Annotated in this window: 24 protein-coding genes, 4 tRNA genes and 1 riboswitch; of the genes, 18 read left to right on the top strand and 10 right to left on the bottom strand. The window is 58.9% G+C overall.

All coding sequences use genetic code 11. The annotated features are described in order from the left end of the window. Nucleotides 1-7 precede the first annotated feature (7 nt). Nucleotides 8-1,012 (top strand): succinylglutamate desuccinylase, encoded by a 1,005-nt coding sequence (gene astE / locus BM017_RS07430; protein ID WP_092242455.1) that lies wholly within the window; start codon nt 8-10, stop codon nt 1,010-1,012. On the opposite strand, the gene BM017_RS07435 is transcribed toward astE, so the two are convergent. Further along, nucleotides 1,009-2,457 carry a M91 family zinc metallopeptidase gene (locus BM017_RS07435; RefSeq protein WP_092242458.1) on the bottom strand — a complete coding sequence of 483 codons (1,449 nt, stop codon included), beginning with the start codon at nt 2,455-2,457 and terminating at the stop codon, nt 1,009-1,011. The genes astE and BM017_RS07435 overlap by 4 nt on opposite strands. Nucleotides 2,458-2,573: 116 nt before the next feature. Next, on the bottom strand, nt 2,574-3,086 hold the full coding sequence (locus tag BM017_RS07440; RefSeq protein WP_092242461.1) for a 6,7-dimethyl-8-ribityllumazine synthase: 513 nt from the start codon (nt 3,084-3,086) through the stop codon (nt 2,574-2,576). A gap of 96 nt (nt 3,087-3,182) precedes the next feature. Further along, a riboswitch (FMN riboswitch) is annotated at nt 3,183-3,352 on the bottom strand. Nucleotides 3,353-3,543: 191 nt separating this feature from the next. Here BM017_RS07440 and ltaE point away from each other — a divergent pair. The 8 genes from ltaE (at nt 3,544) to mgtE (ending at nt 11,283) form a co-directional block, all read left to right on the top strand. Beyond that, nucleotides 3,544-4,548 carry a low-specificity L-threonine aldolase gene (gene ltaE, locus BM017_RS07445; protein WP_092242464.1) on the top strand — a complete coding sequence of 335 codons (1,005 nt, stop codon included), beginning with the start codon at nt 3,544-3,546 and terminating at the stop codon, nt 4,546-4,548. 146 nt (nt 4,549-4,694) lie between these two features. Then, complete coding sequence (gene alaS, locus BM017_RS07450; RefSeq protein WP_092242467.1) at nt 4,695-7,313, top strand: alanine--tRNA ligase; 2,619 nt, start codon at nt 4,695-4,697, stop codon at nt 7,311-7,313. A 95-nt stretch (nt 7,314-7,408) separates the two neighbouring features. After that, nucleotides 7,409-8,650, top strand: a complete 1,242-nt coding sequence (locus BM017_RS07455; RefSeq protein ID WP_092242470.1) for an aspartate kinase — start codon at nt 7,409-7,411, stop codon at nt 8,648-8,650. A 174-nt stretch (nt 8,651-8,824) separates the two neighbouring features. After that, the gene (csrA, locus tag BM017_RS07460) at nt 8,825-9,013 is read left to right on the top strand and encodes a carbon storage regulator CsrA (protein ID WP_003175645.1); all 189 of its coding nucleotides are present in this window, start codon (nt 8,825-8,827) and stop codon (nt 9,011-9,013) included. 62 nt (nt 9,014-9,075) lie between these two features. After that, a tRNA-Ser gene (locus BM017_RS07465) sits at nt 9,076-9,166 on the top strand. Nucleotides 9,167-9,274: 108 nt separating this feature from the next. After that, nucleotides 9,275-9,351, top strand: a tRNA-Arg gene (locus tag BM017_RS07470). Nucleotides 9,352-9,423: 72 nt separating this feature from the next. After that, nucleotides 9,424-9,500, top strand: a tRNA-Arg gene (locus BM017_RS07475). 340 nt (nt 9,501-9,840) lie between these two features. Further along, the gene (gene mgtE, locus BM017_RS07480) at nt 9,841-11,283 is read left to right on the top strand and encodes a magnesium transporter (RefSeq protein ID WP_092242473.1); all 1,443 of its coding nucleotides are present in this window, start codon (nt 9,841-9,843) and stop codon (nt 11,281-11,283) included. A 102-nt stretch (nt 11,284-11,385) separates the two neighbouring features. On the opposite strand, the gene BM017_RS07485 is transcribed toward mgtE, so the two are convergent. From BM017_RS07485 to BM017_RS07500, 3 genes are all read right to left on the bottom strand, one after another. Next, nucleotides 11,386-11,712 carry an Arc family DNA-binding protein gene (locus BM017_RS07485; protein ID WP_003175643.1) on the bottom strand — a complete coding sequence of 109 codons (327 nt, stop codon included), beginning with the start codon at nt 11,710-11,712 and terminating at the stop codon, nt 11,386-11,388. A 383-nt stretch (nt 11,713-12,095) separates the two neighbouring features. After that, nucleotides 12,096-12,275, bottom strand: a complete 180-nt coding sequence (locus BM017_RS07495) for a PA3371 family protein (protein ID WP_092242476.1) — start codon at nt 12,273-12,275, stop codon at nt 12,096-12,098. Between the two features lie 11 nt (nt 12,276-12,286). After that, nucleotides 12,287-12,514: a hypothetical protein gene (locus tag BM017_RS07500; RefSeq protein WP_092242478.1), complete on the bottom strand. Its 228-nt coding sequence runs from the start codon at nt 12,512-12,514 to the stop codon at nt 12,287-12,289. A 327-nt stretch (nt 12,515-12,841) separates the two neighbouring features. Here BM017_RS07500 and BM017_RS07505 point away from each other — a divergent pair. After that, nucleotides 12,842-12,918, top strand: a tRNA-Arg gene (locus BM017_RS07505). 269 nt (nt 12,919-13,187) lie between these two features. Beyond that, complete coding sequence (locus BM017_RS07510; protein WP_092242481.1) at nt 13,188-14,567, top strand: MFS transporter; 1,380 nt, start codon at nt 13,188-13,190, stop codon at nt 14,565-14,567. A 64-nt stretch (nt 14,568-14,631) separates the two neighbouring features. Here BM017_RS07510 and BM017_RS07515 read toward each other — a convergent pair whose 3' ends face one another. The 4 genes from BM017_RS07515 to flgA form a co-directional block, all read right to left on the bottom strand. Then, complete coding sequence (locus BM017_RS07515) at nt 14,632-15,381, bottom strand: flagellar brake protein (RefSeq protein WP_092242483.1); 750 nt, start codon at nt 15,379-15,381, stop codon at nt 14,632-14,634. Between the two features lie 96 nt (nt 15,382-15,477). Then, nucleotides 15,478-15,948, bottom strand: coding sequence for a flagella synthesis protein FlgN (locus BM017_RS07520; RefSeq protein ID WP_071490523.1), 471 nt, complete (start codon nt 15,946-15,948; stop codon nt 15,478-15,480). A 48-nt stretch (nt 15,949-15,996) separates the two neighbouring features. After that, nucleotides 15,997-16,320 carry a flagellar biosynthesis anti-sigma factor FlgM gene (gene flgM, locus BM017_RS07525; RefSeq protein WP_071490522.1) on the bottom strand — a complete coding sequence of 108 codons (324 nt, stop codon included), beginning with the start codon at nt 16,318-16,320 and terminating at the stop codon, nt 15,997-15,999. Between the two features lie 141 nt (nt 16,321-16,461). Next, on the bottom strand, nt 16,462-17,226 hold the full coding sequence (gene flgA / locus BM017_RS07530; RefSeq protein WP_092242486.1) for a flagellar basal body P-ring formation chaperone FlgA: 765 nt from the start codon (nt 17,224-17,226) through the stop codon (nt 16,462-16,464). 94 nt (nt 17,227-17,320) lie between these two features. Between flgA and BM017_RS07535 the strand changes: the two genes are divergently transcribed. The 7 genes from BM017_RS07535 (at nt 17,321) to BM017_RS07565 (ending at nt 23,586) form a co-directional block, all read left to right on the top strand. Then, complete coding sequence (locus BM017_RS07535; protein ID WP_071490521.1) at nt 17,321-18,253, top strand: chemotaxis protein CheV; 933 nt, start codon at nt 17,321-17,323, stop codon at nt 18,251-18,253. 42 nt (nt 18,254-18,295) lie between these two features. Next, complete coding sequence (gene cheR / locus BM017_RS07540; protein ID WP_027607785.1) at nt 18,296-19,123, top strand: protein-glutamate O-methyltransferase CheR; 828 nt, start codon at nt 18,296-18,298, stop codon at nt 19,121-19,123. 308 nt (nt 19,124-19,431) lie between these two features. Then, on the top strand, nt 19,432-19,839 hold the full coding sequence (flgB, locus tag BM017_RS07545) for a flagellar basal body rod protein FlgB (protein WP_010208346.1): 408 nt from the start codon (nt 19,432-19,434) through the stop codon (nt 19,837-19,839). Between the two features lie 3 nt (nt 19,840-19,842). Continuing rightward, nucleotides 19,843-20,286 (top strand): flagellar basal body rod protein FlgC, encoded by a 444-nt coding sequence (flgC, locus tag BM017_RS07550; RefSeq protein WP_058427493.1) that lies wholly within the window; start codon nt 19,843-19,845, stop codon nt 20,284-20,286. A gap of 16 nt (nt 20,287-20,302) precedes the next feature. Continuing rightward, entirely contained in the window at nt 20,303-21,028 is a 726-nt protein-coding gene (gene flgD / locus BM017_RS07555; RefSeq protein WP_092242488.1) for a flagellar hook assembly protein FlgD, read from the top strand. 31 nt (nt 21,029-21,059) lie between these two features. Then, complete coding sequence (gene flgE, locus BM017_RS07560; protein ID WP_092242490.1) at nt 21,060-22,370, top strand: flagellar hook protein FlgE; 1,311 nt, start codon at nt 21,060-21,062, stop codon at nt 22,368-22,370. A 160-nt stretch (nt 22,371-22,530) separates the two neighbouring features. After that, on the top strand, nt 22,531-23,586 hold the full coding sequence (locus BM017_RS07565) for a hypothetical protein (protein ID WP_092242493.1): 1,056 nt from the start codon (nt 22,531-22,533) through the stop codon (nt 23,584-23,586). Between the two features lie 98 nt (nt 23,587-23,684). Here BM017_RS07565 and BM017_RS07570 read toward each other — a convergent pair whose 3' ends face one another. After that, on the bottom strand, nt 23,685-26,582 hold the full coding sequence (locus tag BM017_RS07570; RefSeq protein WP_071490518.1) for a ribonucleoside-diphosphate reductase subunit alpha: 2,898 nt from the start codon (nt 26,580-26,582) through the stop codon (nt 23,685-23,687). Between the last annotated feature and the right edge of the window lie 29 nt (nt 26,583-26,611).

The raw sequence follows: 26,611 nt of genomic DNA on the forward strand, positions 1-26,611 counted from the left end.
GCTGCGTATGCTCGCCCTTGGCAAACTGCTTGAACTGACCCTCGCCGGTCGTGAACCGGCGCAAAAAATTCAACTGACTGTCGACGGCGTGCAGATGCGCTGGCTCAGCGAGGGCGCACTCGAAGTGCGCCCGCCTGAAGCGAAGGACAACGGCAGCGACCTGCTGCTGTCGTCCGGCATCCATGGCAACGAAACCGCGCCGATCGAACTGCTCGACCGCCTGTTGCATGGTATTGCCCGTGGGGAGATCAAGCCCCGTACCCGTATTCTGTTCCTGTTCGGCAACCCCGAGGCCATGCGCCGCGGCGAGCGTTACCTCGAGCTGGACGTCAACCGGCTGTTCAACGGCCGGCATGAAAAAAACATCGGCCCGGAGGCCATGCGCGCCGCCGAGCTGGAGCAACTGGCCCGCAGCTTTTTCAGCCTGCCGGGCCGCTCACGCCTGCATTACGACCTGCACACGGCCATTCGTGGTTCGAAGATCGAGCAGTTTGCCCTGTACCCGTGGAAAGAAGGTCGCCAGCATTCACGCCATGAGCTGGCGCGCCTGAACGCTGCCGGCATGCAAGCAGTGCTGCTGCAGAACAAGACCTCAATCACGTTCACCGCGTTTACCTACGAACAACTCGATGCCGAGGCGTTCACCCTGGAATTGGGCAAGGCGCGGCCGTTCGGGCAAAACCAGGGCGTGGACGTGTCCCGCCTGGAAACACGCCTCAAGCAAATCATCGAAGGCACCGAGCCGACGACTGACAGCCTCGACGGCCTGCAATTGTTTGCCGTCTCCCGTGAAGTCATCAAGCACAGCGACGCCTTCCTGCTGCACCTGCCGGCAGACGTGGAAAACTTCTCGCCGTTGGCCCAGGGCTACCTGCTGGCCGAAGACGTGGCCAAGACCCGCTGGGTGATCGAGGAGGAGGGCGCGCGCATTATCTTCCCCAACCCGAAGGTGAAGAATGGTCTTCGGGCGGGGATTCTGATTGTGCCCTGTGGCGAGGAAGGCCTCGCTTAATAGCGGGTGCGTGGCGGCAGGCCCAGCTCGATGCGCAGGCCGTTCTCGCTGAAGGCCTGCGGGTTGGTGCTGGTGGGCGGTGTGCCTGGGTCGCCGTCGAAGTCGAACGGCGCTGCAGTTGTCGGTAGACCAACTGCTTGCAGCTCGGTGTTCGGCACTTGGGTAGGGGGCAGCAGACTGCCGGGTATGAATTGTGCGCTGGTGCCCGGCAGCAAGGTGCCGGTCATGTAGTTATAGGCGTGGCACAGTTCATGGAACAGGGTGACGACGCTTGGCGTGTCCCCTGTCACATCCAGATGGCTGTAGCTGATGCTGCCTCCGTAGCACGGTGTGCCGGTCTGGCCGTTGTTGATGTACGCGCCGGCTGCACCGGCGGCGTCTCCTGGAATGAAGTGCGCGTCTGTGTATGAAAGTAGCTCACTGATTTCGATGGGTTTACCGCTGGCCAATGCCGCATTTTCCAATTGATTCAGTAACCTTTGCCCAGTGGGGGAGGCGAGCAGCAGCCGCATGTCATCTTTGGTGCGCTCAATAAACTCGGTGCTGCCTGAGAAGGTGAAGGCTGCCGGGTTGAGCGGCCGCGGTTCAACATGGATAGCGCGGGATGCCAGCTCTCCCTGTGGAAATTTATCCAGCTCTTCGTAGCTTATCTTCGTGTGGTCAACCGTCAGGTCACTTTTGACATTGTGGTAAGTGATGTCGGTGGGTTTGAGTTTTTCCACTTGGTTATAGCCATCACCGGTGTAGATCACGTTGTGGCCGTCACCTGCCTCGATCCGGTCATCACCCGGGCCGCCAACCAGTACATTCGGTCCGCCACCGCCAATCAGCACGTCATCCCCCTCGCCGCCATCAATAAACGAGAGAGCGGTATGCCGGCTGCCTTCGAGCGTGTCGTTGCCGGGTCCGCCATGGAAGGTGACAGGGGTGTCGTTCATTGAGTAAAGATGGTCGTCGCCTTCTTCACCGTCGGCGTAGCACTTGCCTTCGATGACGGTAATATGATCATCCCCTTCACCGCCGAAGATAGACGCGTGATGGGCAGAGCTGTCGATCTCGTCATGGCCGCCGCCGGCATGGACGACGCATGGGTTCACAATATGTGGGCCGAGACCTATCTCGTCGTTTCCCTCGCTGGTAAGGAACGTCATTACCTGAGTGTTTGAAGCGGGCTTGACGATAAAGCCCTGTTCATCGTTGATTCTGACGATCAGGGTCTGCGTTACCTGGGCGTCGGCGTCGTGCTCGTCGACGAATACGTCGACTTTGCTCGGTCCGGATATGACGAACACGAGTTGGTCACGCAGGGTTGCATGGTTCGATTGCCGGAAAATTTCGATGCCGTCACCGTCATGGGTTAACTCATGTGGCGTGCTTGGCTGGGTACTGCCATTGATTTGGACGTAGCCAGCAGTATCAAAGGTATGGAACGGATGCGTGGTCATGCGGTAATGCTCTTTAGTAAGGGGATGCCTCACTAGACCGCATGTGCCCTGGCGCGGGGCGGTACTTATCTAGATCAAAACGCCCCGCACTAAAGAACGGGGCGTTTGGAACAACGTCAGACCGCCAGTTTCTGCGGCTCTTCACTGCGACGGATCGCGCGGACTTTCTTCAGCGTGTCGGCGCACGTACGTGCAGCTTCCTGGCCCTTGTGCACGAAGTGCTCGTAGAAGAAGGTCTGGTGTTCGCTGCCGGCGTGGAAGTGATGCGGGGTCAGGGACACCGAGAACACCGGCACTTCGGTTTCCAGCTGCACCTGCATCAGGCCGCTGACCACCGATTGGGCGACGAATTCGTGGCGGTAGATGCCACCGTCCACCACCAGCGCGGCGGCGACGATACCGGCGTAACGGCCGGTCTTGGCCAGCAGCTTGGCGTGCAGCGGCATTTCAAAGGCGCCGCCGACTTCGAAGAAGTCGATATCCGATTCCTGGTAGCCCTGGGCGATGATCTCGGCGAGGAAGCCTTTACGGCTCTGGTCGACAATTTCCTTGTGCCAGCAAGCCTGGATAAACGCGATACGTTCGCCGTGATGGTGCTTGGCTTTGCTGTCGATTGCGGTGGGTTGCATGTTCTGACTCCTGTTTAAGAAAAAAACAGGGCGTTATGAATCGAATGGGATTTAAGGGTACGCAAGCACACATCGTGCGCGGCCCTCAGGTGCCAATCCCGTTCTCTCTTCATCCGGACTATGACCGTCGGCCCCGGGATCACACCGGGTCTGCTGACCTTGTCGCCGTCCTGCGTGAGCAGTTCGAGGCGCCAAGCGCTCGCGGGCTATACACATTGCGTGTAATTACCGCCGGTGGGGAATTGCACCCCGCCCTGAGAACGTTGCCACCAGAACCCTGGCGGCGGAGAGTTTTTAACACGGTTTTTCGAAAACTGCACGACCGCGATATCGATAAGCTATATCGGTTTGTTTGGTTGGTATTCGATTGAATGCAGTTGGGGCTTGATATTGCGTGGCGTTGCCCGCAGTAATCACTCACAAAAGGACCTTACTGAACCCTCGAGAGGCTTGTTTCATGTCTGTGATCGACCTGCGCAGCGACACCGTGACCCAACCCACCCCCGGCATGCTCGACGCGATGGCCACTGCCGCCAGCGGTGACGACGTGTATGGCGAAGACCCCAGCGTCAACCGGCTGGAGGCCGAACTCGCCAAGCGCCTGGGCTTCGCCGCCGCGTTGTTCGTGCCCACCGGCACCATGAGCAATTTGCTGGCGTTGATGGCCCACTGTGAGCGCGGCGAGGAATACATCGTCGGCCAACAGGCCCACACCTACAAATACGAAGGTGGCGGGGCAGCCGTGCTCGGTTCGATCCAGCCGCAGCCGCTGGAAGTCCAGGCGGACGGCTCGCTGGACCTGGACCAGGTGCTGGCGGCGATCAAGCCTGACGACTTCCACTTTGCCCGTACCCGTCTGTTGGCGCTGGAAAACACCATGCAGGGCAAGGTGTTGCCGCTGGAGTACCTGGCCAGAGCCCGCGCGTTTACCCGGGAGCATGGCCTGGCCCTGCATTTGGATGGCGCACGGCTCTACAACGCAGCGGTGAAGCTGGGGGTGGACGCACGGGAGATTGCCCGGCATTTCGATTCTGTGTCGGTGTGCCTGTCCAAGGGCCTCGGCGCGCCGATCGGCTCGGTGCTGTGCGGTTCAACGGCGCTGATCGCCAAGGCCCGGCGTTTGCGCAAGATGGTCGGCGGCGGCATGCGTCAGGCCGGATCCCTGGCAGCAGCGGGGCTGTACGCTCTGGATCATCAGGTGCAGCGCCTGGCCGACGACCATGCCAATGCGCAATGGCTTGGGGATGAGTTGCGCAAGGCGGGTTACGAGGTGGAGCCGGTGCAGACCAACATGGTCTATGTGCAGATCGGCGACCAGGCCCAGGCCTTGAAGGCGTTTGCCGCCGAACGCGGGATCAAGCTGAGCGCCGCACCACGCTTGCGCATGGTCACTCATTTGGATGTGAGCCGGGCGCAGGTCGAGCAAGTGCTCGCGACATTCGTCGAATTTTCGCGCAAATGACTGTGCAGACCGTCTAATTGAGCCTCTCTATCGCATAAACACGCTGTACCACCGGCAAAGGGCCGATATAATGCGGCCCTTTGCCGTCGCTCCGTCTGATGATGTTGCGCACTGGCCTTTGGCCGCAGCCTCCGTGGAAGAACCTAATGAAAAGCGCAGAAATCCGTGAAGCCTTCCTTCGCTTCTTCGAAGAGCAAGGTCACACCCGTGTCTCCTCCAGCTCCTTGATCCCAGGCAATGACCCTACCCTGCTGTTCACTAACGCGGGGATGAACCAGTTCAAGGACTGCTTCCTGGGCCAGGAAAAGCGCGCCTACACCCGCGCCGTCAGCAGCCAGAAATGCGTACGCGCCGGTGGCAAGCACAACGACCTGGAAAACGTCGGCTACACCGCTCGTCACCACACCTTTTTCGAAATGCTCGGCAACTTCAGCTTTGGCGATTATTTCAAGCAAGACGCGATCAACTTCGCCTGGACCTTCCTGACGGGCGTGCTGAAGCTGCCGAAGGAAAAACTCTGGGTCACCGTCTACGCCAGCGATGACGAAGCGTATGACATCTGGACCAAGGAAGTCGGCGTGCCGGCTGAGCGCATGGTGCGCATCGGCGACAACAAAGGCGCGCCGTACGCGTCCGACAACTTCTGGACCATGGGCGATACCGGCCCGTGCGGCCCTTGCACCGAGATCTTCTATGACCACGGCGCTGACATCTGGGGCGGCCCACCGGGCTCGCCGGAAGAAGACGGCGACCGTTACATCGAGATCTGGAACAACGTGTTCATGCAGTTCAACCGCACCGCCGATGGCGTGTTGCATCCGTTGCCAGCGCCGTCGGTGGATACCGGCATGGGCCTGGAGCGGATCAGTGCGGTGATGCAGCACGTGCACTCCAACTACGAGATCGACCTGTTCCAGAGCCTGCTGGCCGCTGCGGCCAAGGCCATTGGTTGCACCAATGAAGACCAGGCCTCGCTCAAGGTAGTGGCTGACCACATCCGTTCCTGTGGCTTCCTGATTGCCGACGGCGTGCTGCCGTCCAACGAAGGCCGTGGCTACGTGCTGCGTCGCATCATCCGTCGTGCCTGCCGTCACGGTAACAAGCTGGGCGCCAACGGCAGTTTCTTCTATCAGATCGTCGCGGCGCTGGTCGCCGAGATGGGCGAAGCCTTCCCGGAACTCAAGCAGAACCAGGCGCATATCGAGCGCGTGCTCAAGGCTGAAGAAGAGCAGTTCGCCAAGACCCTGGAGCAGGGCCTGAAGATCCTCGAGCAAGACCTCGCCAACCTGCAAGGCTCCGTGGTGCCGGGCGACGTGGTGTTCAAGCTCTACGATACCTACGGTTTCCCGATGGACCTGACCGGCGACATCGCCCGTGAGCGCAACCTGACCCTCGACGAGGAAGGTTTCGAGCGTGAGATGGAAGCCCAGCGCGTGCGCGCACGGTCGGCCAGTTCGTTCGGCATGGACTACAACAGCCTGGTCAAGGTTGACATAGCCACTGAATTCACCGGCTACAAGGCCACCAGCGGTTCGGCCAAAGTGGTTGCCCTTTATAAGGACGGCCAGTCGGTTGATGTACTGAATGAAGGCGATGACGGTGTTGTGGTTCTGGACCAGACCCCGTTCTACGCCGAATCCGGTGGCCAGATTGGCGACTGCGGTTTCCTCAAGGCGACTTCGGGTCGTTTTGATGTGCGTGATACCACCAAGACCGGCGGTGCGTTCCTGCACCACGGTGTGTTGGCGTCGGGCAGCCTGACTGTCGGTTCGTCGGTCGAAACCCAGGTGGACGCCGACGTGCGCCACGCCACATCGCTGAACCACTCGGCCACGCACTTGTTGCACGCCGCGCTGCGTCAGGTTCTGGGCGAGCACGTGCAGCAGAAGGGGTCGTTGGTGGACAGCCAGCGCCTGCGTTTCGACTTCAGCCACTTTGAAGCGATCAAGCCTGAGCAGATCAAGGCCCTGGAAGACATCGTCAACGCCGAGATTCGCAAGAACACGGCGGTAGAAACCGAAGAAACCGATATCGAGACCGCCAAGGCCAAGGGCGCCATGGCGCTGTTCGGCGAGAAGTACGGCGACAGCGTGCGCGTACTGAGCATGGGCGGCGACTTCTCGGTGGAACTGTGTGGCGGTATCCACGCCAACCGGACCGGTGACATCGCCCTGCTGAAAATCATCAGCGAAGGCGGCGTAGCCTCCGGCGTGCGTCGTATCGAAGCGGTGACCGGCGCTGCGGCCCTGGCCTACCTGAATGCGGCGGAAGAACAACTCAAGGAAGCGGCCAGCCTGGTCAAGGGCAGCCGCGACAACCTGATCGACAAGCTGTCCGCTGTGCTGGAGCGCAACCGCGCCCTGGAGAAACAGCTGGAGCAGTTGCAGGCCAAGGCGGCCAGTGCGGCTGGCGACGACCTGTCGGCTTCGGCGGTGGACGTCAAGGATGTGAAAGTCCTGGCTGCACGCCTGGACGGCCAGGACGGTAAGGCGCTGTTGGCCTTGGTCGATCAGTTGAAGAACAAGCTCGGCCGCGCAGTGATCCTGCTCGGCGGTGTCCATGAGGAAAAGGTCGTTCTGGTTGCGGGTGTGACCAAGGACCTGACTGGCCAACTCAAAGCCGGTGATTTGATGAAGCAAGCCGCCGCGGCAGTGGGCGGGAAGGGTGGTGGTCGTCCGGACATGGCGCAAGGCGGTGGTGTAGACGCCGGTGCCCTGGACGCGGCCCTGGCCCTGACCGTGCCGTTTGTCGAGGCAGGTATTTAAGGCACTGTTAACCTGCCCGTGGTCTAGTCACGGGCCGGTGTGGTGCTGGTTGATTGGATATTAGGCGCCCCTTTACGGGCTGAGGCGGCTTAGAAATGGCTTTGATCGTACAGAAATTTGGAGGCACCTCGGTCGGCTCTGTCGAAAGAATCGAGCAGGTGGCCGACAAGGTTAAGAAGTTCCGCGATGCCGGCGACGACCTGGTGGTGGTGCTGTCGGCCATGAGCGGCGAGACCAATCGCCTGATCGATCTGGCCAAGGCAGTCAGCGGTGACCAACAGCCGCTGCCGCGTGAGCTGGATGTGATCGTGTCCACCGGCGAGCAGGTGACCATCGCGTTGCTGGCCATGGCGTTGAATAAGCGCGGTGTACCGGCGGTGTCCTACACTGGCAGCCAGGTGCGCATCCTCACCGACAGCGCGCATACCAAGGCGCGTATCCTGCAGATTGACGATCAGAAAATCCGTACGGACCTGAAAGCCGGGCGCGTGGTAGTTGTAGCAGGCTTCCAGGGTGTGGACGAGCAGGGCAACATCACCACCCTCGGGCGTGGGGGTTCGGACACCACCGGCGTGGCGCTGGCAGCGGCCCTCAAGGCTGATGAATGCCAGATCTACACCGATGTGGATGGCGTCTACACCACCGACCCGCGTGTGGTGTCCGTGGCCCAGCGCCTGGACAAGATCACCTTTGAAGAGATGCTGGAAATGGCCAGCCTTGGTTCCAAGGTGTTGCAGATCCGTGCGGTGGAATTCGCCGGCAAGTACAACGTTCCGCTGCGCGTATTGCACAGCTTCAAAGAGGGTCCGGGCACCCTCATTACTATTGATGAAGAGGAATCCATGGAACAGCCGATCATTTCCGGTATCGCTTTCAACCGTGATGAAGCCAAGCTGACTATCCGTGGCGTGCCGGATACCCCGGGCGTGGCGTTCAAGATCCTGGGTCCTATCAGCGGTGCGAACATCGAAGTCGACATGATCGTGCAGAACGTTTCGCACGATAACACCACCGACTTCACCTTCACTGTGCACCGCAACGAGTACGATGCGGCCGAGCGGATCTTGCAGAACACTGCCAAGGAAATCGGCGCCCGTGAAGTGGTCGGCGATACCAAGATTGCCAAGGTGTCGATCGTGGGCGTGGGCATGCGTTCCCACGCCGGCGTTGCCAGCCGCATGTTCGAGGCACTGGCCAAGGAAAGCATCAACATCCAGATGATCTCCACCTCGGAAATCAAAGTCTCGGTGGTGATCGAAGAGAAATACCTGGAGCTGGCTGTACGCGCTCTGCATACCGCTTTTGAGCTGGACGCTCCGGCCCGACAGGGCGAGTGACGCAGTGCCTGGAAGGCGCGGTTTACCGCGCCTTTCCTTTTTTTGTCGGGCGCATGTTCTTTTGCGCGCGCTCGACAATACTTAGGCGGTAGGGCTATGGCCTTTGGGTTGTAGGTCGAAGGCCTTTTTTTTGCAGACTGTTGTTCCTGAACTGAAATGCGTGAGGAGAAAGGTATGCTGATTCTGACTCGTCGTTGCGCAGAAAGCCTGATTATCGGTGATGGCGAAATCACCGTGACCGTGCTCGGCGTCAAAGGCAATCAAGTACGTATCGGGGTTAACGCTCCGAAAGAGGTAGCGGTGCACCGCGAGGAAATTTACCTGCGGATCAAGAAAGAGAAGGACGAAGAACCAAGCCTTTAATTTTTATCGTTTTTTATGTTTGCAAACGGGGATGAACGTGGTTAATATACGCCCCGTGTTGCGGAGAGCTGGCCGAGTGGCCGAAGGCGCTCCCCTGCTAAGGGAGTACACCTCAAAAGGGTGTCGGGGGTTCGAATCCCCCGTTCTCCGCCATTATTTGCTTAGTACGTTGCAATCTGGTTTTTTCGGTAAGTTGTTGAAATTACTCGAAAAAATAGCTTTACATAGAGATTGAACGGCCTATAATGCGCGGCAACAAATGCACTCGTAGCTCAGCTGGATAGAGTACTCGGCTACGAACCGAGCGGTCACAGGTTCGAATCCTGTCGAGTGCACCATTTAAGAGTCAGTTGCAGTCATGCAGGTGATTCGGTTACAGCCAGTTGTGATCTGGTCTAAAAACACAATCTGCACTCGTAGCTCAGCTGGATAGAGTACTCGGCTACGAACCGAGCGGTCACAGGTTCGAATCCTGTCGAGTGCACCATACAAACAAAAAGCCCGCCTAGTGCGGGCTTTTTGCCGTCTGGGGTTTGTGTAGGATTTCTTCTTTTTCCCTCGCTTTCATGTGTTTTCCTCATCCGCTGCGTCGTCGCAGTTCATAGATGCGGCCTTTGCTCAGCTTTGGCTCGCAAGCGCTTGTTCTTTCCAGTTTTTTGACGTTTAAAGTGGCCGGGCGGTGTATCATTGCGCCCGTCAGCCCCGCCGGGGCTTGTGGAATACCTCCATGGACTTACCCAGTAGTTACTCAGTACCCCGTTTTACCAATCATGAATTGACTGATTGATCCTTCCGGCGTGCCCCGCTGCTGGGAGTGGAGTTCGCCTATGACCGAAGTAGAAGTAAAGAAAACGCAAGAAAGCCTGCAGGATCGCCTGGCTCAAGTCATCGAGCTACTGCAGCGCCAGCGCGTGGTCGAAGACCTTACGCACCGCCAGGATGGCCCGAATAACAACCTGGTTGAAAACCTGGTTCACCGGCAAAACCTCGTCGAGTTGCAGCGCAAGCTTGACGACCTGCACTCCGCCGACGTCGCCTATATTCTCGAAGCCTTGCCGCTGGATGATCGACTGACCCTATGGCAGTTGGTTAAGGCCGACCGCGACGGCGACATCCTCCTCGAAGTATCCGACTCGGTTCGTGAAACCCTGATCGCCGACATGGACGATCATGAGCTCCTGGCTGCAGCCAAGGAGATGGACGCCGACGAACTGGCTGACCTTGCCCCTGAGCTGCCTCGTGATGTTGTCCATGAGCTCATGGAAGCGTTGGACACTCAGCAGCGTGAGCGTGTGCGCTCCGCGCTTTCCTATGACGAGGACCAGGTCGGCGCCCTGATGGACTTCGAGATGGTCACCATCCGCGAAGACGTCAGCCTGGAAGTGGTCCTGCGTTACCTGCGCCGACTCAAAGAGCTGCCAGGTCACACCGACAAATTGTTCGTGGTGGATTACGAAGGCATTCTCAAGGGTGTGCTGCCGATCAAGCGCCTGCTGGTGAATGATCCGGAGAAGAAAGTTGCCGACCTGATGGCCAGTGACACCGTGAGCTTTCATCCGGACGAGGATGCCTATGAAGCAGCCCAGGCATTCGAGCGCTATGACCTGATCTCGGCGCCGGTCGTCGACAAGAACGGCAAGCTGATCGGTCGTCTGACCATCGATGAAATCGTCGACTTGATTCGTGAAGAAAGCGAGACCGAAGTCCTCAACATGGCGGGTCTGCGTGAAGAGGAAGACATCTTTGCCTCGGTTTGGCGCTCGCTGCATAACCGTTGGGCGTGGTTGGCCATTAACCTGATCACAGCCTTTATCGCGTCGCGGGTTATCGGCTTGTTCGAAGGGTCGATCGAGAAGTTGGTGGCGCTTGCAGCGCTGATGCCGATTGTGGCCGGGATCGGCGGAAACTCGGGTAACCAGACGATTACCATGATTGTGCGCGCCATGGCGCTGGATCAGGTCAGTACGGCCAACTCGTCGCGCCTGCTGCGCAAAGAGTTGGCGGTGGGCCTGATCAATGGCTTGGTATGGGGTGGGGTGATCGGTGTGGTGGCTTACTTGCTGTATGGCAGTTGGTCGCTCGGTGTGGTGATGACGGCTGCGATGACTCTCAACCTCTTACTGGCGGCGTTGATGGGGGTATTGATCCCGATGACCCTGGCTCGCCTTGGGCGCGACCCTGCCATGGGTGCCAGCGTGATGATCACGGCCATGACCGACAGCGGCGGTTTCTTCATCTTCCTGGGCTTGGCAACGATTTTCCTGCTCTGACTCCATCCTGCGGGGGCACATCTGCCCCCGCTTTGCATTATCTTCCCAAATCCCAGGCAAAAAAAAGCCAGCACTTGGCTGGCTTCGGCTTTCAGTTGCGGATCAATTGGCTTCTGCGGCCGCCTCAACGTCGTGCGCGATAAGCGAAACGAGAGCATTTTGCTGGCGGTGGGAGAGTTGACGAAAACGCTGCAGCAGTTCGCGTTCGTGCAACGACAGCTCTGGGCTGTCCAGGCGCATGCTCAACTCGTCGCCCAGCGCACCTTCCTGAATGAGGCTTTGTTCCAGGCGAGCGATGATTTCGGAGTTCATGCTGCGGTGATGATTGCGAGCCACCTCGGCAATGCGTTCACGCATTCCGTCTGGCAGACGTACGACGAACTTGTCAGCCGTACGGCTGGAATAAATTGCCTGTTTCAATGGGCGCATATATTTAACCGGTTAGTTCAGGGGAGCGGTTTTTGGAATTGGCCGCAAGATGAGTGTTAAGACAAGGCTCACGACCAAAGTTCAACCTGAATTGCAAAGAGGCCGCATCATGCCTCAGATTTGACAGTTCCTTGGCGTCAATTCTGTGACAAATATTGAACTGCCTAAAGGCTTTATGCCAGCACTCATTTACATTTTTGCGGACTGGTTGGAAAATTTTTCACCGTGTGAATCTACGGGGGAACTTTCCGTAAGCCCAGGCCACCACAGGGTTTCAGGCCGCACATGCTATAGCAAAGTGGCCTTTTGCCCTTGGTTTTAAGACTAGTGGCAATTTGCCGATATGCGAGGACCAGGCGACATAAGGTCGGGCGTGGCGGGGATCAGCGCAGGACGGGGTCGAATTTGATACGACGACCCACGATGAGCGTCAGCAACAAGAGAGTGGCGAATACACCACAGGCGATGAAAGCGTTGGTGGCGCCGTCTTGAGAGTCTTCACCCAAGCCTAGAACCGCTGTGACAACGGTCAGGCAAAGGAATAGCCAGGCATATTTGGTCATCAGGGGCTTCCTCAGAATACCCAGTGTTCAGCTGCAGGTGCCACTTGGGTGTCCTGGGTCAGGCGTATGGGCGATTGCACGTTCGGTGCCATCACCGCCAGTTGCGGACGTTGTTGCAAGTGATGAGGGACTGCCTGGGTGATCTGCGCGGGGTCGTGACTGTTGCTCGATTGAAAATGGAACATGAGCAGTGCCGCCAGGGCTACGGTGTTGAGGGCTAACAGAAGGGCACTGTTCATGATTATGTTCTCCGCTTAACGCCGTGGTTTGTTAGGGTTTGTAGGAGAAGTATTGCAGGTGTCATGCCAATCTATTATTTCAATAAAATCATAGGCTTAAGTCTTATTTGAGAGGCTTTCAGGTTGCAATTTGCAATGATGGCATTTCGCGGGAGTGCATTTTGCACGATGCGGTTCTTGCGCCTGTATCGACGGGGTCAAGACACGGTCCACCCGGCAAGTATCGGCCTACACTCAAAAAGCCTACGGACGACATGACAAAACCTACCCTGGCCGTTAACATGCACGCCGTCCGTCGCCGCTTGCCAGGCGCGGCGCCTGTCATTTGTCCCAGTAGCTCAATTGGATAGAGCATCCCCCTCCTAAGGGGAAGGTTGGCCGTTCGAACCGGCCCTGGGACACCAGATTCGAGGCCTCGTACAGATCCGTCTGGCGGGGCTTTTTTGTGGGCGTTTTCCGAAGATGGGTCGAACCTTGCCAGGGTTCTAGGTTCACACCACTGGCATCGTGTATTTATAGCGATTCGTGTATCCCATGAGCAGCCGGACTGCGTCTGAGTCTTGTAGCAAATAATCCCCCGGAAACAGCGCATACCGCCTGTCCGGACCCGGCCACCCCGGACTATCATGCCGGTAGCCCTGTCTCTCACTGCAAGGAGCCGCTCGGAACGCCGATGCGCCAGATCTGGAAATCTTTTCGAGCCCTTTATTTCGCCTCCTTGATGATGCTGATCGGCTCCGGCCTGCTCAGTACCTACCTGGCCTTGCGCCTGGCGGCCGACCAGGTGGACAGCCTGTGGGTCGGTGCGCTGATGGCGGCCAACTATTTTGGCCTGGTGCTGGGCGGCAAGATTGGCCACCGCCTGATCGCCCGGGTCGGGCATATACGTGCTTATGCAACCTGCGCCGGCATTGTCGGCGCGGCGGTGCTGGGCCATGGCCTGGTCGACTGGCTGCCGGCCTGGATCGTGCTGCGGATCATCGTGGGCCTGGGGATGATGTGCCAGTACATGGTCATCGAGAGCTGGCTCAATGAACAGGCCGACGCCAAGCAGCGCGGCGTGGTGTTCAGCGGCTATATGATCGCGTCCTACCTGGGGCTGGTGCTCGGCCAGTTGATCCTGGTCATGCACCCTCAGCTCGGCCTCGAATTGCTGATGCTGGTCGCGCTGTGCTTTGCGCTGTGCCTGGTGCCGGTGGCCATGACTCGCCGTATTCACCCGGCGCCCCTGCATCCGGCGCCGATGGAGCCACGCTTCTTCATAAAGCGCGTGCCGCAGTCGTTGAGTACCGTGCTGGGCGCAGGGGTGATCGTGGGCTCGTTCTACGGCCTGGCGCCGCTTTATGCCTCCCAGCAAGGCCTGACTACCGAGCAGGTGGGTCTGTTCATGGGTAGCTGTATTTTTGCCGGCCTGTTGGTGCAGTGGCCGTTGGGCTGGTTGTCGGACCGCTATGATCGCGCGCTGCTGATTCGTTGCTTTGCCCTGTGCCTGGCGGTGGCGGCGCTACCGCTGGCGATACTGACCAAAGTGCCACTTGAAGTGCTGTTCGTGGCGGGCTTCTTGTGTTCCCTGGTGCAGTTCTGTTTGTACCCGCTGGCGGTGGCGTTCTCCAACGATCATGTGGAAGGCGACCGTCGTGTCTCGCTTACCGCCATGCTGCTGGTGACCTACGGTGTCGGCGCGAGCATCGGGCCGTTGCTGGCCGGTGTGGTGATGAAGATGTTTGGCAGTCACATGCTGTATGCGTTTTTCAGCCTGTGTGCGCTGATCCTGGTGTGGCGGATTCGGCCGAAAGCCGTGACTAACCTGCATCAGGTGGATGACGCGCCGTTGCACCACGTGGCCATGCCCGACAGCATGTCCAGCTCGCCGTTGGTCGCCTGCCTCGATCCGCGGGTGGACGAGGCGGTGGTGCAGGAGCAGATGCAAACCGCCACGCCGGAATCCGAGCCGGAAACGGCCACGCCGGTCGACGAGCCGCTTTTTGAGGGGCCGCCTGAGCCGCCAGGCCCGGGCGAGCATCCTCACGACTTGAGCAGGGCGCGCCCCTGAATGCAAAAAAAACGGGCAGATCCCATCAGGGGGCTGCCCGTTTTTTTTGCTGCGATCTTTGAGTTTAAAAATCGTCGTCTTTGTCGAAACGCCGTGCTTCGCGTTGCAGTTGGTACACAAAGCGCTCGACCTGGCGCTGCACCAAACCACTCATATTGTGAAAGCGCACGCCGGCAAACGTGGTGTTGATCTTTTCTTCGAAATGCAGGTAACGCAGTTCGACCGAAGTGGTCATGCTGCCAAAGGGCAGGGCGGCGATGAAGCGGTCGTAGACCTGGCCCAGTTGCAGGCGCTCGGAGATGTCTCCTTCGAAGCGCAATTTGCAACCTGTGGCGGAAATATCCAGCAGCTTGCCGCTGACCGGGGCCTTGAGCTTCTCGCCACCCAGCTCGATGTTCACCAGTTGCGCCAGTTTCAATGCCGCGCGAAAGGCATTGCGACGCTGGTGGTAGACCACTTCGCTGGGCAGGCTACCGGTGTAGATGCGGTGGCCGTCCTTTTCGCTGATGTTCAGGTTGCCATTGCTTTCCCAGGCGACACGCACGCCGTCGTGGAAACCTTCGATACGGAAGGGTTCGCCGTTTTCGAGGTGGCGTTCGCCATCGCGAGGAATCATTTCATCCAGGGCCAACGTGCCGCTGTCCCGATTGACGTCTACCAGGTAGCTCTGAAAGCGCTGGCTGCGTTCATGGAAGGTGATGATCAGCGGGTCATGACTTTCTTGCAGCATGCGCAAGGTACTGGCGATTTCCAGAGGCGTGGTGAGGACCTTGGGTGGCTGCGGGGCATCTTCCGCATTAAGGGCGTTGAACACGGTTCTTCCATCTCCAGACAAAATACGACTACACGCAAGAGCAGGCATTCTGCCAGTATGTGGCGCGCCTTGGATAGGCCGCGCTGTAAACCGGCGTCAGGCTTGGCTGCGGGTGCTTGGCTTGACCAGGCGCGAGGTGGAACCCTGAGCGTTGTAAAGCGCTGGAGGCTCTCCGCCGTGAAGTATACGCAACTGGTTGGCGGTCGTGGCTTGCTGAAGCTGGATCGACTGACCGTTGAGCTGGTTGGCTTCCTGGCACTGGGTGAGCAATTGGTTGAGTGCTTTGCTCTGGGCCAGTAGTTGATCGCCGACCGAGGAGTGGCTGGCCAGCTGCGCGAGCCCATCATGGTCGGCCGGCAGGCCCAGGCTGACGAGGATCTCGCTGCGTTTTTTGCCGTGCTGTTCCAGCAGGACAATCAGCGATTGCTTGCGCGCCAGAATTTCTTCCAGCAGGGGCATGTCCCGGCCGTAAAGGGCCAGGGATTCTTCCCTGAGCAGCTCCAGCAGCAATTGCGTCGGTGCTAGATCATCAATGATCAGTTGAAGCAGGGTTTCGTCGTGATGCATGGCTGGCCTTGGGGTTTAAGCGTCCAAAAGCCCGGCGCAGGCCTTTGCCTAGCGCTCGGCTTCGAAATTAAGCAGCTTGCTGGCTACACGGTTGCTGTCGACTTTATAGCTGCCATCGGCGATTGCCTGTTTCAATTCGGCCACACGGGCTTTATTGACCACCGGTTGATCGCGCAGCGAGTCAGTGACCTTCTGCAACTGTTGAGCCTCATTGCTCAGGTGTACGGATTCCCCGCTCTGGCTGGCGCTGGCCTGTTCTGCCTTGACGGGCACTGGCTGGGCCTTGGCTTCTACGCTGTCCTTGGTGCCGGCAGTGCGCGTAGGGGCCGACGTCGTCGGGGTGTTATTCAAACGGCTGAAATCGATGACCATGATCAAAAAACCTCTGGGTATTTGGACGCTTGCCATGTTTTCGGCCATATCTGGACAAACTTTAGGCTCGAATGACAATAAACTGCACAGGCCGGCATCCAACCGACAGTGTAGGAAAAGCTGGCGTCTGATACCAGTGGTCTATAAAGCCACCTCCACTTGGCCGGGGGCCGTGACCCGCGCCTTGATCACCCGGTTGGAGTTGAGATTCTTCACGCGGATCTGTTCGCTCATGCCGCCGTTGGACAAGGCCTCCCCCGGCATTTTGACCTGCAGCGCGCCACTGCTGGCGGAAATCACTACCTGGTCGCCTTTGCGAATCACCTCGGCCTGCTCCAACTGCACCAGGGTGATGACCTGATCGGTGACCACTGGTCGGGTCAGTTTCTGCCCGACGGCCTGGTCGAGGGAGGTCAGGTAGCCCTGGCTGATCATGCTGATGTCGCGCTCGCGCAACACCACGTCCTCGAAACCGATAATCCCCGTGCGTTTAAGTGGACGGGCAACCACCACCACATCGCGGAATAATTTGACCTGAGCGGGCACGAACACCGTCCAGGGCGAGGCACCGTCGCAACGCACCTTGACCGTTACACGCCCGATGGGCTGGGCGGGGCTTTCCAGGGTGGCTGTCAATTCCTTGTCGCACATTGGCATGCGCAGGCGCGGGTCCAACTGGTTGACCTGGATTTCGTAACGCCCCGGCGTCTGTGTGGTCGCCAGATAATCTTCTACAGTGAACTCAAGAAAGCCCTGGGTGACGCCGATAAGTAGATCAGGCAAGGTGACGTTATCTGCGCGGGCCGTGGCGCCCAGGCCCAAGGCAAGCAGTGCCAGCGGCGCGCAGAGCAGTCTGCAATACCGTGTCAGGTGGAGGCGTCGGGAAACTGTCGTTTTAATATCCATGACCAATAAATAGCAAAGCTCGTGCCGTTTAGTGTTGGGTGCGCGTCACTGCCCTTATAGGTATGGCCGAAGGTTTTAGCGTGGGAGTCAAGGCATGGCAGGAGTAATGGATTCAGTAAACCAGCGCACACAGCTGGTGGGGCAGAATCGCCTGGAGTTGTTGCTTTTTCGCCTGGATGGCAAGCAGTTGTATGGCATCAACGTGTTCAAGGTGCGGGAAGTGCTGCAATGCCCCAAGCTGACGATCATGCCCAAGTCCAGTCCGGTGGTGTGTGGCGTTGCCAACATACGTGGCGCGACGATCCCGATTCTTGATCTGGCCCTGGCCACCGGTTCCGCCGGGTTGCAGGACCGCGAAAACCCGTTCGTGATCATTACCGAGTACAACACCAAGACCCAGGGTTTCCTGGTGCGCTCGGTGGAGCGCATCGTCAACATGAACTGGGAAGAGATCCATCCGCCACCCAAGGGCACCGGTCGCGATCACTACCTCACGGCGGTGACGCGGGTCGACAACCAGTTGGTGGAAATCATCGACGTCGAGAAAATCCTCGCCGAAGTGGCGCCTACCTCTGAGTCGATCTCCGTGGGTGTGGTGGACGCCGAAACCGCGCACAAGGCAGTCTCACTGCGCGTGCTCACGGTGGACGACTCGTCCGTGGCGCGCAAGCAGGTGACCCGTTGCCTGCAAACCGTCGGGGTTGAAGTGGTCGCCCTCAATGATGGTCGCCAGGCGTTGGACTACCTGCGCAAGCTGGTGGACGACGGCAAGAAGCCGGAGGAAGAATTCTTGATGATGATCTCCGACATCGAGATGCCGGAAATGGACGGCTATACCCTCACGGCCGAGATCCGCAACGATCCACGCATGCAAAAATTGCATATCATCCTGCATACTTCGTTGTCGGGTGTATTCAACCAGGCGATGGTCAAGAAGGTCGGTGCCGATGACTTTTTGGCCAAATTCCGTCCTGATGACCTGGCATCCCGGGTTGTCGACCGGATCAAGGCAGCAGATCACAGCTAAGGTGTTTCCCTTGGCGGTCATACGATTTTAGAGGCGGTATCAGTGTCTACAGGTAATTTGGATTTTGAACAGTTCCGGGTCTTCCTGGAAAAAGCCTGTGGCATATTGCTCGGTGAAAACAAGCAGTACCTGGTATCCAGCCGTCTCAACAAACTGATGGAGCAGCAGGGTATCAAGTCGTTGGGTGAGCTGGTCCAGCGCATCCAGGGCCAGCCGCGCAGCGGGCTCAAGGAGATGGTGGTCGATGCCATGACCACCAACGAAACCCTGTGGTTTCGCGATACCTACCCGTTTGAAGTGCTCAAGAGCAAAGTGCTGCCGGAGGCCATCAAGGCCAGCCCGGGCCAGCGCCTGCGTATCTGGTCGGCCGCCTGTTCCTCGGGGCAGGAACCGTACTCTATTTCGATGTCCATCGATGAGTTCGAGCGGACCAACATGGGCCAGTTGAAGGCCGGGGCGCAAATCGTGGCCACCGACCTGTCCGGCACCATGCTCACCAACTGCAAGACCGGCGAGTACGACAGCCTGGCCTTGGGGCGTGGTTTGTCCCAGGAACGCCTGCAGCGTTACTTCGACCCGAAAGGGGCGGGACGCTGGGCGGTCAAGGCGCCGATCAAGAACCGTGTGGAGTTCCGCTCCTTCAACCTGCTCGACAGCTATGCCAGCCTGGGCAAGTTCGACATGGTGTTCTGCCGCAACGTGCTGATCTACTTCTCGGCCGAAGTGAAGAAAGACATCCTGCTGCGCATCCACGGCACGCTCAAGCGCGGTGGTTATCTGTTCCTTGGCGCTTCTGAGGCGCTGAACGGTCTGCCGGACCATTTCCAGATGGTGCAATGCAGCCCGGGGATCATCTACCAGGCCAAGTAAGGCTGACGCGGTAAAAAAATGTGGGAGGGGGCTTGCCCCCGATGCCGGTGTGTCAGTGATCGATGTATCAACTGAACCGCTGCCATCGGGGCAAGCCCCCTCCCACATTTGTTTGCGGCAAACCCAAGTAAAGCGGCAACCCTCATTGCCGCTTTACTGGCGCCACGCGGAAACCGCTTGCCGCTTTTCTGGCATTGCCGCTGGCAACCTCCTCCAGAACCCTTGATATACGGGCCTTCGCCAGGTTGGCATGCACCTTGCTATAACCCTGGTAACGAAAAGCAGGTCAGCCCTTGAAGGTTTCCGCCATGAGCATCAGCTTCGATAAAGCGCTCGGTATCCACGAACAAGCCCTGGGCTTCCGCGCCCAGCGTGCCGAAGTCCTGGCCAACAACATTGCCAACGCCGACACCCCGAACTACAAGGCTCGGGACCTGGACTTCTCCGCCGTGCTCGCCGCACAGCAAGACAAGACCAAGAACGGCACCTTCGCCTTGAACATGACCAACAGCCGTCATATCGAAGCGCAAGGCTTGAGCAATGGCGACGAGTCGTTGCTGTATCGCACGCCGATGCAGCCGTCGATCGACCAGAACACCGTCGACGCCCAGTTGGAGCAATCGGCCTACGCCGAGAACTCGGTGAACTTCCAAGCCAGCTTTACCCTGCTCAACAGCAAATTCAAAGGGCTGATGTCAGCCCTGCGTGGAGAGTAAGCCATGTCTCTGTCCAGTGTTTTCAATATTGCCGGCAGTGGCATGAGCGCGCAGACCACGCGTTTGAACACCGTCGCCAGTAACATCGCCAACGCCGAGACCGTGTCTTCGAGCATTGACCAGACCTACCGCGCCCGTCACCCGGTGTTCGCCACCATGTTCCAGGCTGGCCAGAACGGTGGCAGTGATTCGCTGTTCCAGGACCAGGGTGCCGCCGGCTCCGGCGTGCAGGTGCTCGGTGTGGTTGAAGATCAGAGCAACCTTGAAGCGCGCTACGAACCCAACCATCCCGCCGCGAACGAAAAGGGTTATGTCTACTACCCCAACGTCAACGTGGTCGAGGAAATGGCTGACATGATTTCCGCCAGCCGCTCGTTCCAGACCAATGCGGAAATGATGAACACCGCCAAAACCATGATGCAGAAGGTCCTGACCCTGGGTCAGTGATAAGGGGCGCCAAATAATGGCCATCGTTGATACATCAAACAACACGCCGGTCCAGGACCTGTTCAACTCCAAGGTCAAGAACGCCCAGGACAACAGCAGCGTCAGCGACGCCGCCAATAAGGCGACGGGCAAGCAGGCGTTGGGCAAGGATGCGTTCCTGCAACTGCTGGTAACCCAGCTGAAAAACCAGAACCCGCTGTCGCCGCAAGACAACGGCGCGTTCGTGGCGCAACTGGCGCAGTTCAGCAGCCTGGAAGGCATCAACACCCTGAACGACTCGGTGAATGCGATCTCCACCAACTTCAGCTCGTCGCAGGCGTTGCAGGCCTCGTCGCTGGTCGGGCGCTCGATCATCATCCAGACCGACAAGGCCATGGTGGATACGAGCAAGAGCATGACCGGTTCGGTGGCGGTGACCTCGGCGGTGGGCAACGTCTCCGTCAAGATCACCGACAAAGACGGCAACGTGGTGCGCACCATCGACATGGGGGCCCAGAGTGCCGGCACCCAGAGCTTCATCTGGGATGGCAAGAACGACAAGGGCGAGGTTGCCCCGGCGGGCACTTACACCTTCAACGCCACCACCAAGAACGACAAGGGTGACTCCGTTGCCCTGGCCACTTCGCTGCCCGCGACGGTAACGAGCGTGACCCTGAGCAAGACCGGCGGCGAAATGCTGCTGAACCTGGCGGGCGGCATGGGCAGCGTCAAGCTGTCGCAAATTCAGACTATCGGTACATAGAGCCGGCTAAATACGGCAGAGGGAGAGAAACATGTCTTTTAACATCGGCCTTAGCGGCCTCTATGCGGCCAACAAACAACTGGACGTGACCGGCAACAACATCGCCAACGTCGCGACCACGGGCTTCAAGTCGTCCCGTGCGGAATTCGCCGACATCTACGCCGCGTCCAAGCTGGGCACCGGCCAGAACAGCATCGGCAACGGTGTGAACCTGGCGGCCGTGTCGCAGCAGTTCACCCAAGGTGACGTCAACGGCAGCGGCGGGATCCTGGACATGGCGATCCAGGGTGGCGGCTTCTTCGTGCAGAAGGGCAGCGACGGTTCGCTGGAGTACACCCGCAGCGGTGCCTTTCGTGCCGACAAAGACGGCTACATCACCAACAACACCGGCACTTCGCGCCTGCAAGGCTACGCGGCAGATGCGGATGGCAAGATCATCAAGGGCGGCCTGACCGACCTGCAACTGAACCTGTCGAACCTGCCGCCCAAGGCCTCCACCAAAGTGGATTCCACCAGTAACCTGAACTCCTCGGAGCCGGTGATCGACCAGGTGGCCAAGCCGTTCAACCCGAACGACACCAGCACCTTTACCACCCAGTACAGCACCACCTTGTACGACTCCCAGGGCAACGCGCACCCGATGGTGCAATACCTGGTGAAAACCGACGGTAACAAGTGGAATGCCTATACCCTGATCGATGGTCGCAACCCCGACGGTTCGGCGCCAACCGGCACCCCATCGACTCCACCTGTGCCATCGACCTTGACCTTTGACGGCGCCGGCAAGCTCACCAGTGTGGTCACCGGTGGTGTCTCCGATAAGACCCTGACCATTACCGGTTGGGTTCCTGGCACCGTGACCAATGGTGTGTGGAAGGCCAACGGTGCGGATGCGAACCCAACAGGTATCGCCGTCAACATGGCCAACATCACCCAGTACAACTCGGCCACCTACCGCAACCCACCGGTCACCGATGGCTACGCCACCGGCCAGATCACCGGGCTGAAAATCGACGGCAGCGGCGTGTTGTTCGCCACGTTCAGCAACCAGCAGAGCAAGGCCATCGGCCAGATCTCCCTGGCCAGCTTCAACAACGAGCAGGGCCTGCAGCCAGCCGGCGGTACTACCTGGAGAGAGACCTTCGCCTCCGGCCAGCCGGGTTACGACACCCCGCAAGCCGGTACCCTGGGTTCGATCGTGGCCAACTCCCTGGAGAACTCCAACGTCAACCTGACCAACGAGCTGGTGGACCTGATCAAGGCCCAGAGCAACTACCAGGCGAACGCCAAGACCATCTCCACCCAGAGCACCATCATGCAGACCATCATTCAGATGACGTGATGCTGTAGACCTGACGTTCCAGCCCAGGAAAGCCCCTCGAGAGAGGGGCTTTTTTTTGCGTGCAGTTCTATATCCCGATCTTTCCAATAGGAACCGATCACTCCGTTCTTTCCACTTATCCAGACGTAAGACATTTTGGATCATAGGGGGAGCGCTAGGTATGTGGGGGTCGTCGGCATCTGCCCAAGAGGCTGGAGGTGCGCGTCATAGTGTGGCCTGGGATCGGTATTACCCGGTAGATGTGAGCCGTTCGCAGAGTGCAGCGCAAGACACAGGCTCCAATAAGCAAACGATCAGTCAGTTGCTCAAGGAACTTGAAGATGCCGAGAAAACGTCGAAGAACCAGACCGTTCGGGATCTGCGTGACAAGCTCAATAAAATACGAGAAGAACTTGGCGATGAGAAATTCAAGGAGATCCTCGAGGAGCTGAAGAAAGACAGGACTGACGCCTGGTGGGAGTGGTTGAAGGCAATGTTTCCGGGCCTGTTTCCCGATGAGCGTCCTCCCGCGCCTCCCTCACAGGCACCTTCTCCGCGCGGCGCAGGCGGCGTTAGAGTCAATCCGCAAGACTTTGGCCCCTCCGAAGCCATGAGCAACAAGCCCATTACCGAGGGGGCTAACTATTTCAATTACAAACCAGACAACAGTGACCCAGGTAGAAAACCGGACAATATCTGGAGCGGCTTCAGTCAGGGGCCGGATGGAAACTGCATCACCGTTTCGGCGATAAAAGCCGCAATGATGCAGTTCGGCCAGAAACCTACCGATGTGTTCAAGGAGGTTAAGGAAACGAGCAACGGCTATGAAGTGATGATGCGAGACGGTTTCAAGCTTTCCTTGACCAAAGATGAGTTGAGACAGGCTGCTACTCACGCGCGCTTCAGGGGCGATGATCCGGCGATGATGACGGACGCCAATTTCATGTATGCCGCGAGTGCCAAGCGGGCGCAGATAGAAAACAACGACGGTTGGGCCGGGCGCAGTTTCCAGGCGGCAATGAACAGCCTCAATGATGGTGAGTTCGCGCGTGAAGGGCTGGACCGTTTGGGCTTGAGAGGCCATTACAGGCCGGCGACAGACGCTGATTTGAGAAGCAGCAAAGTGGGGACGGTGGAGTACGGCAACCATTCGATGGCGGTGATCAACGGCCGGGTCGAGTTGTGGGGCCGGCGCGGTGGCGCGCCTCGGTCGGGTATAGCGACCGTGTTGTTTTAGGTCGAATACGCTTTGTTTCCGGGCAAAAGAAAGCCCCCGATACACCAAAGGTCTATCGGGGGCTTTCAACCTTGGGTTAAACCCAAGGCAGGCTCAGCTTACTGGCAAGCTTCGCAATCCGGCTCGTCAATCGCGCAGGCTTTTGGCACTGGCGCCGGGCCGGCTGGCGCAGCAAGCACCGAATCATCACCGTGGTTGCCGCCGCTGGAAACCGCGTTCAGTTTACCGGTGTTGATGGTCGACTTCTCGGTGCTGGTCGCGGCCAGGGCACGGAGGTAGTAAGTGGTTTTCAGGCCACGGTACCAGGCCATGCGGTAGGTCACGTCCAGCTTCTTGCCCGATGCGCCGGCGATGTACAGGTTCAGCGACTGAGCCTGGTCGATCCACTTCTGGCGACGGCTGGCCGCGTCAACGATCCACTTGGTGTCTACTTCGAAGGCGGTCGCGTAGAGCTCTTTGAGTTCTTGCGGGATGCGCTCGATCTGTTGTACGGAACCGTCGTAGTACTTCAGGTCGTTGATCATGACCGAATCCCACAGGCCGCGAGCCTTGAGGTCGCGAACAAGGTACGGGTTGATCACGGTGAATTCGCCCGAGAGGTTCGATTTCACATACAGGTTCTGGTAGGTCGGTTCGATCGACTGCGACACGCCAGTGATGTTGGCGATGGTGGCAGTCGGTGCGATGGCCATGATGTTGGAGTTACGAATGCCTTTCTGTACACGGGCACGTACCGGCGCCCAGTCCAGGGATTCGTTCAGGTCGACGTCGATGTACTTCTGGCCACGGGCTTCGATGAGGATCTGTTGCGAATCCAGCGGCAGGATGCCCTTGGACCACAGCGAACCCTGGAACGTCTCGTAGGCGCCGCGCTCGTCGGCCAGGTCGCAGGAAGCCTGGATCGCGTAGTAGCTGACCGCTTCCATGGACTTGTCGGCGAACTCGACCGCTGCATCCGAACCGTACGGGATGTGCTGCAGGTACAGCGCGTCCTGGAAGCCCATGATGCCGAGGCCCACCGGACGGTGCTTGAAGTTGGAGTTTTGCGCCTGTGGCACCGAGTAGTAGTTGATGTCGATCACGTTGTCGAGCATGCGTACGGCGGTGTTGACGGTGCGCTCCAGCTTGGCGGTGTCCAGCTTGCCGTTGACGATGTGGTTCGGCAGGTTGATCGAGCCCAGGTTGCAAACGGCGATCTCGTCCTTGTTGGTGTTCAAGGTGATCTCGGTGCACAGGTTCGAGCTGTGGACCACGCCCACGTGCTGCTGCGGGCTGCGCAGGTTGCACGGGTCTTTGAAGGTCAGCCATGGGTGGCCGGTTTCAAACAGCATGGACAGCATTTTGCGCCACAGGTCTTTGGCCTGGATGGTCTTGAACAGCTTGACCTTGCCTGGGTACTCGGTGAGGGCTTCGTAGTACTCGTAGCGCTCTTCGAAGGCTTTGCCGGTCAGGTCGTGCAGGTCCGGGACTTCGGATGGCGAGAACAGGGTCCACTTGCCGTCATCGAAGACACGCTTCATGAACAGGTCAGGGATCCAGTTGGCGGTGTTCATGTCGTGGGTACGACGACGATCATCACCGGTGTTCTTGCGCAGCTCGATGAACTCTTCAATGTCCATGTGCCAGGTTTCCAGGTAGGCACACACCGCGCCTTTGCGCTTGCCACCCTGGTTTACGGCGACGGCGGTGTCGTTCACCACTTTCAGGAACGGCACGACGCCCTGGGACTTGCCGTTGGTGCCCTTGATGTACGAACCCAATGCACGCACCGGGGTCCAGTCGTTGCCCAGGCCGCCGGCGAATTTGGACAGCATGGCGTTGTCGTGGATCGCATGGTAGATGCCCGACAGGTCATCCGGCACGGTGGTCAGGTAGCAGCTGGACAGCTGTGGACGCAGGGTGCCGGCGTTGAACAGGGTCGGGGTCGACGACATGTAGTCGAAGGACGACAGCAGGTTGTAGAACTCGATGGCACGGTCTTCTTTCTGCTTCTCTTCGATCGCCAGGCCCATGGCCACGCGCATGAAGAACACTTGCGGCAGTTCGAAGCGGATACCGTCCTTGTGGATGAAGTAACGGTCGTACAGGGTCTGCAGGCCCAGGTAGGTGAACTGCTGGTCACGCTCGTGGTTGATCGCCTTGCCGAGTTTTTCCAGGTCGAAGGTGGCCAGGACCGGGTTCAGCAATTCGAATTCGATACCCTTGGCGATGTAGGCCGGCAGGGCCTTGGCGTACAGGTCAGCCATCTCGTGGTGGGTGGCGCTGTCGGCGACTTTCAGGAAGCCCAGGCCTTCGGCACGCAGGGTGTCCATCAGCAGGCGCGCGGTCACGAACGAGTAGTTCGGCTCGCGTTCAACCAGGGTACGGGCGGTCATCACCAAGGCGGTGTTGACGTCGGTCAGGGCCACGCCGTCGTACAGGTTCTTCAGGGTTTCGCGCTGGATCAGGTCACCGTCGACTTCTTCCAGGCCTTCGCAGGCCTCGGTGATGATGGTGTTCAGGCGGCCCAGGTCCAGCGGTGCAAAGCTGCCGTCTGCCAGGGTGATACGGATCGACGGATGCGCTTGCACGGCGGCTTCTTCGGCCGGGGAGCGTACGGCACGTTCCTTGGCACGCGAATCACGGTAGATCACGTAGTCGCGGGCGACTTTCTGCTCGCCGGCACGCATCAGGGCCAGTTCGACCTGGTCCTGGATTTCTTCGATGTGGATGGTGCCGCCCGACGGCATGCGACGCTTGAAGGTCGCGGTGACCTGTTCGGTCAGGCGGGCAACGGTGTCGTGGATGCGCGACGAAGCGGCAGCGGTGCCGCCTTCAACTGCAAGAAACGCTTTGGTGATGGCGACGGTGATTTTGTCATCGGTGTAAGGAACGACAGTGCCGTTACGCTTGATCACACGCAGTTGGCCAGGTGCGGTGGCGGACAGATCCAGGTTCGAATCAGCGGCCTGCGGCACGGAGCCTTGCGGGTTCTCGCGAGTTGTGTCGGTTTGCATGGGGGGTTGTCTCCACGTTCTATATTTGA

Origin of the sequence: Pseudomonas sp. NFPP04, assembly GCF_900113815.1 — a bacterium.
GTDB classification, from domain to species: Bacteria; Pseudomonadota; Gammaproteobacteria; order Pseudomonadales; family Pseudomonadaceae; genus Aquipseudomonas; species Aquipseudomonas extremorientalis.

Coding starts and splice junctions, on each gene's coding strand:
- flgM (WP_071490522.1), bottom strand. CDS start 16,320: ATGGTCATCGATTTCAGCCGTTTGAATAACACCCCGACGACGTCGGCC.
- flgE (WP_092242490.1), top strand. CDS start 21,060: ATGTCTTTTAACATCGGCCTTAGCGGCCTCTATGCGGCCAACAAACAA.
- BM017_RS07500 (WP_092242478.1), bottom strand. CDS start 12,514: ATGAACAGTGCCCTTCTGTTAGCCCTCAACACCGTAGCCCTGGCGGCA.
- alaS (WP_092242467.1), top strand. CDS start 4,695: ATGAAAAGCGCAGAAATCCGTGAAGCCTTCCTTCGCTTCTTCGAAGAG.
- mgtE (WP_092242473.1), top strand. CDS start 9,841: ATGACCGAAGTAGAAGTAAAGAAAACGCAAGAAAGCCTGCAGGATCGC.
- BM017_RS07435 (WP_092242458.1), bottom strand. CDS start 2,457: ATGACCACGCATCCGTTCCATACCTTTGATACTGCTGGCTACGTCCAA.
- BM017_RS07520 (WP_071490523.1), bottom strand. CDS start 15,948: ATGCATCACGACGAAACCCTGCTTCAACTGATCATTGATGATCTAGCA.
- flgC (WP_058427493.1), top strand. CDS start 19,843: ATGTCTCTGTCCAGTGTTTTCAATATTGCCGGCAGTGGCATGAGCGCG.
- BM017_RS07535 (WP_071490521.1), top strand. CDS start 17,321: ATGGCAGGAGTAATGGATTCAGTAAACCAGCGCACACAGCTGGTGGGG.
- BM017_RS07485 (WP_003175643.1), bottom strand. CDS start 11,712: ATGCGCCCATTGAAACAGGCAATTTATTCCAGCCGTACGGCTGACAAG.
- csrA (WP_003175645.1), top strand. CDS start 8,825: ATGCTGATTCTGACTCGTCGTTGCGCAGAAAGCCTGATTATCGGTGAT.
- BM017_RS07510 (WP_092242481.1), top strand. CDS start 13,188: ATGCGCCAGATCTGGAAATCTTTTCGAGCCCTTTATTTCGCCTCCTTG.
- flgA (WP_092242486.1), bottom strand. CDS start 17,226: ATGGATATTAAAACGACAGTTTCCCGACGCCTCCACCTGACACGGTAT.
- flgB (WP_010208346.1), top strand. CDS start 19,432: ATGAGCATCAGCTTCGATAAAGCGCTCGGTATCCACGAACAAGCCCTG.
- BM017_RS07565 (WP_092242493.1), top strand. CDS start 22,531: ATGTGGGGGTCGTCGGCATCTGCCCAAGAGGCTGGAGGTGCGCGTCAT.
- flgD (WP_092242488.1), top strand. CDS start 20,303: ATGGCCATCGTTGATACATCAAACAACACGCCGGTCCAGGACCTGTTC.
- astE (WP_092242455.1), top strand. CDS start 8: ATGCTCGCCCTTGGCAAACTGCTTGAACTGACCCTCGCCGGTCGTGAA.
- ltaE (WP_092242464.1), top strand. CDS start 3,544: ATGTCTGTGATCGACCTGCGCAGCGACACCGTGACCCAACCCACCCCC.
- BM017_RS07455 (WP_092242470.1), top strand. CDS start 7,409: ATGGCTTTGATCGTACAGAAATTTGGAGGCACCTCGGTCGGCTCTGTC.
- BM017_RS07570 (WP_071490518.1), bottom strand. CDS start 26,582: ATGCAAACCGACACAACTCGCGAGAACCCGCAAGGCTCCGTGCCGCAG.
- BM017_RS07495 (WP_092242476.1), bottom strand. CDS start 12,275: ATGACCAAATATGCCTGGCTATTCCTTTGCCTGACCGTTGTCACAGCG.
- BM017_RS07440 (WP_092242461.1), bottom strand. CDS start 3,086: ATGCAACCCACCGCAATCGACAGCAAAGCCAAGCACCATCACGGCGAA.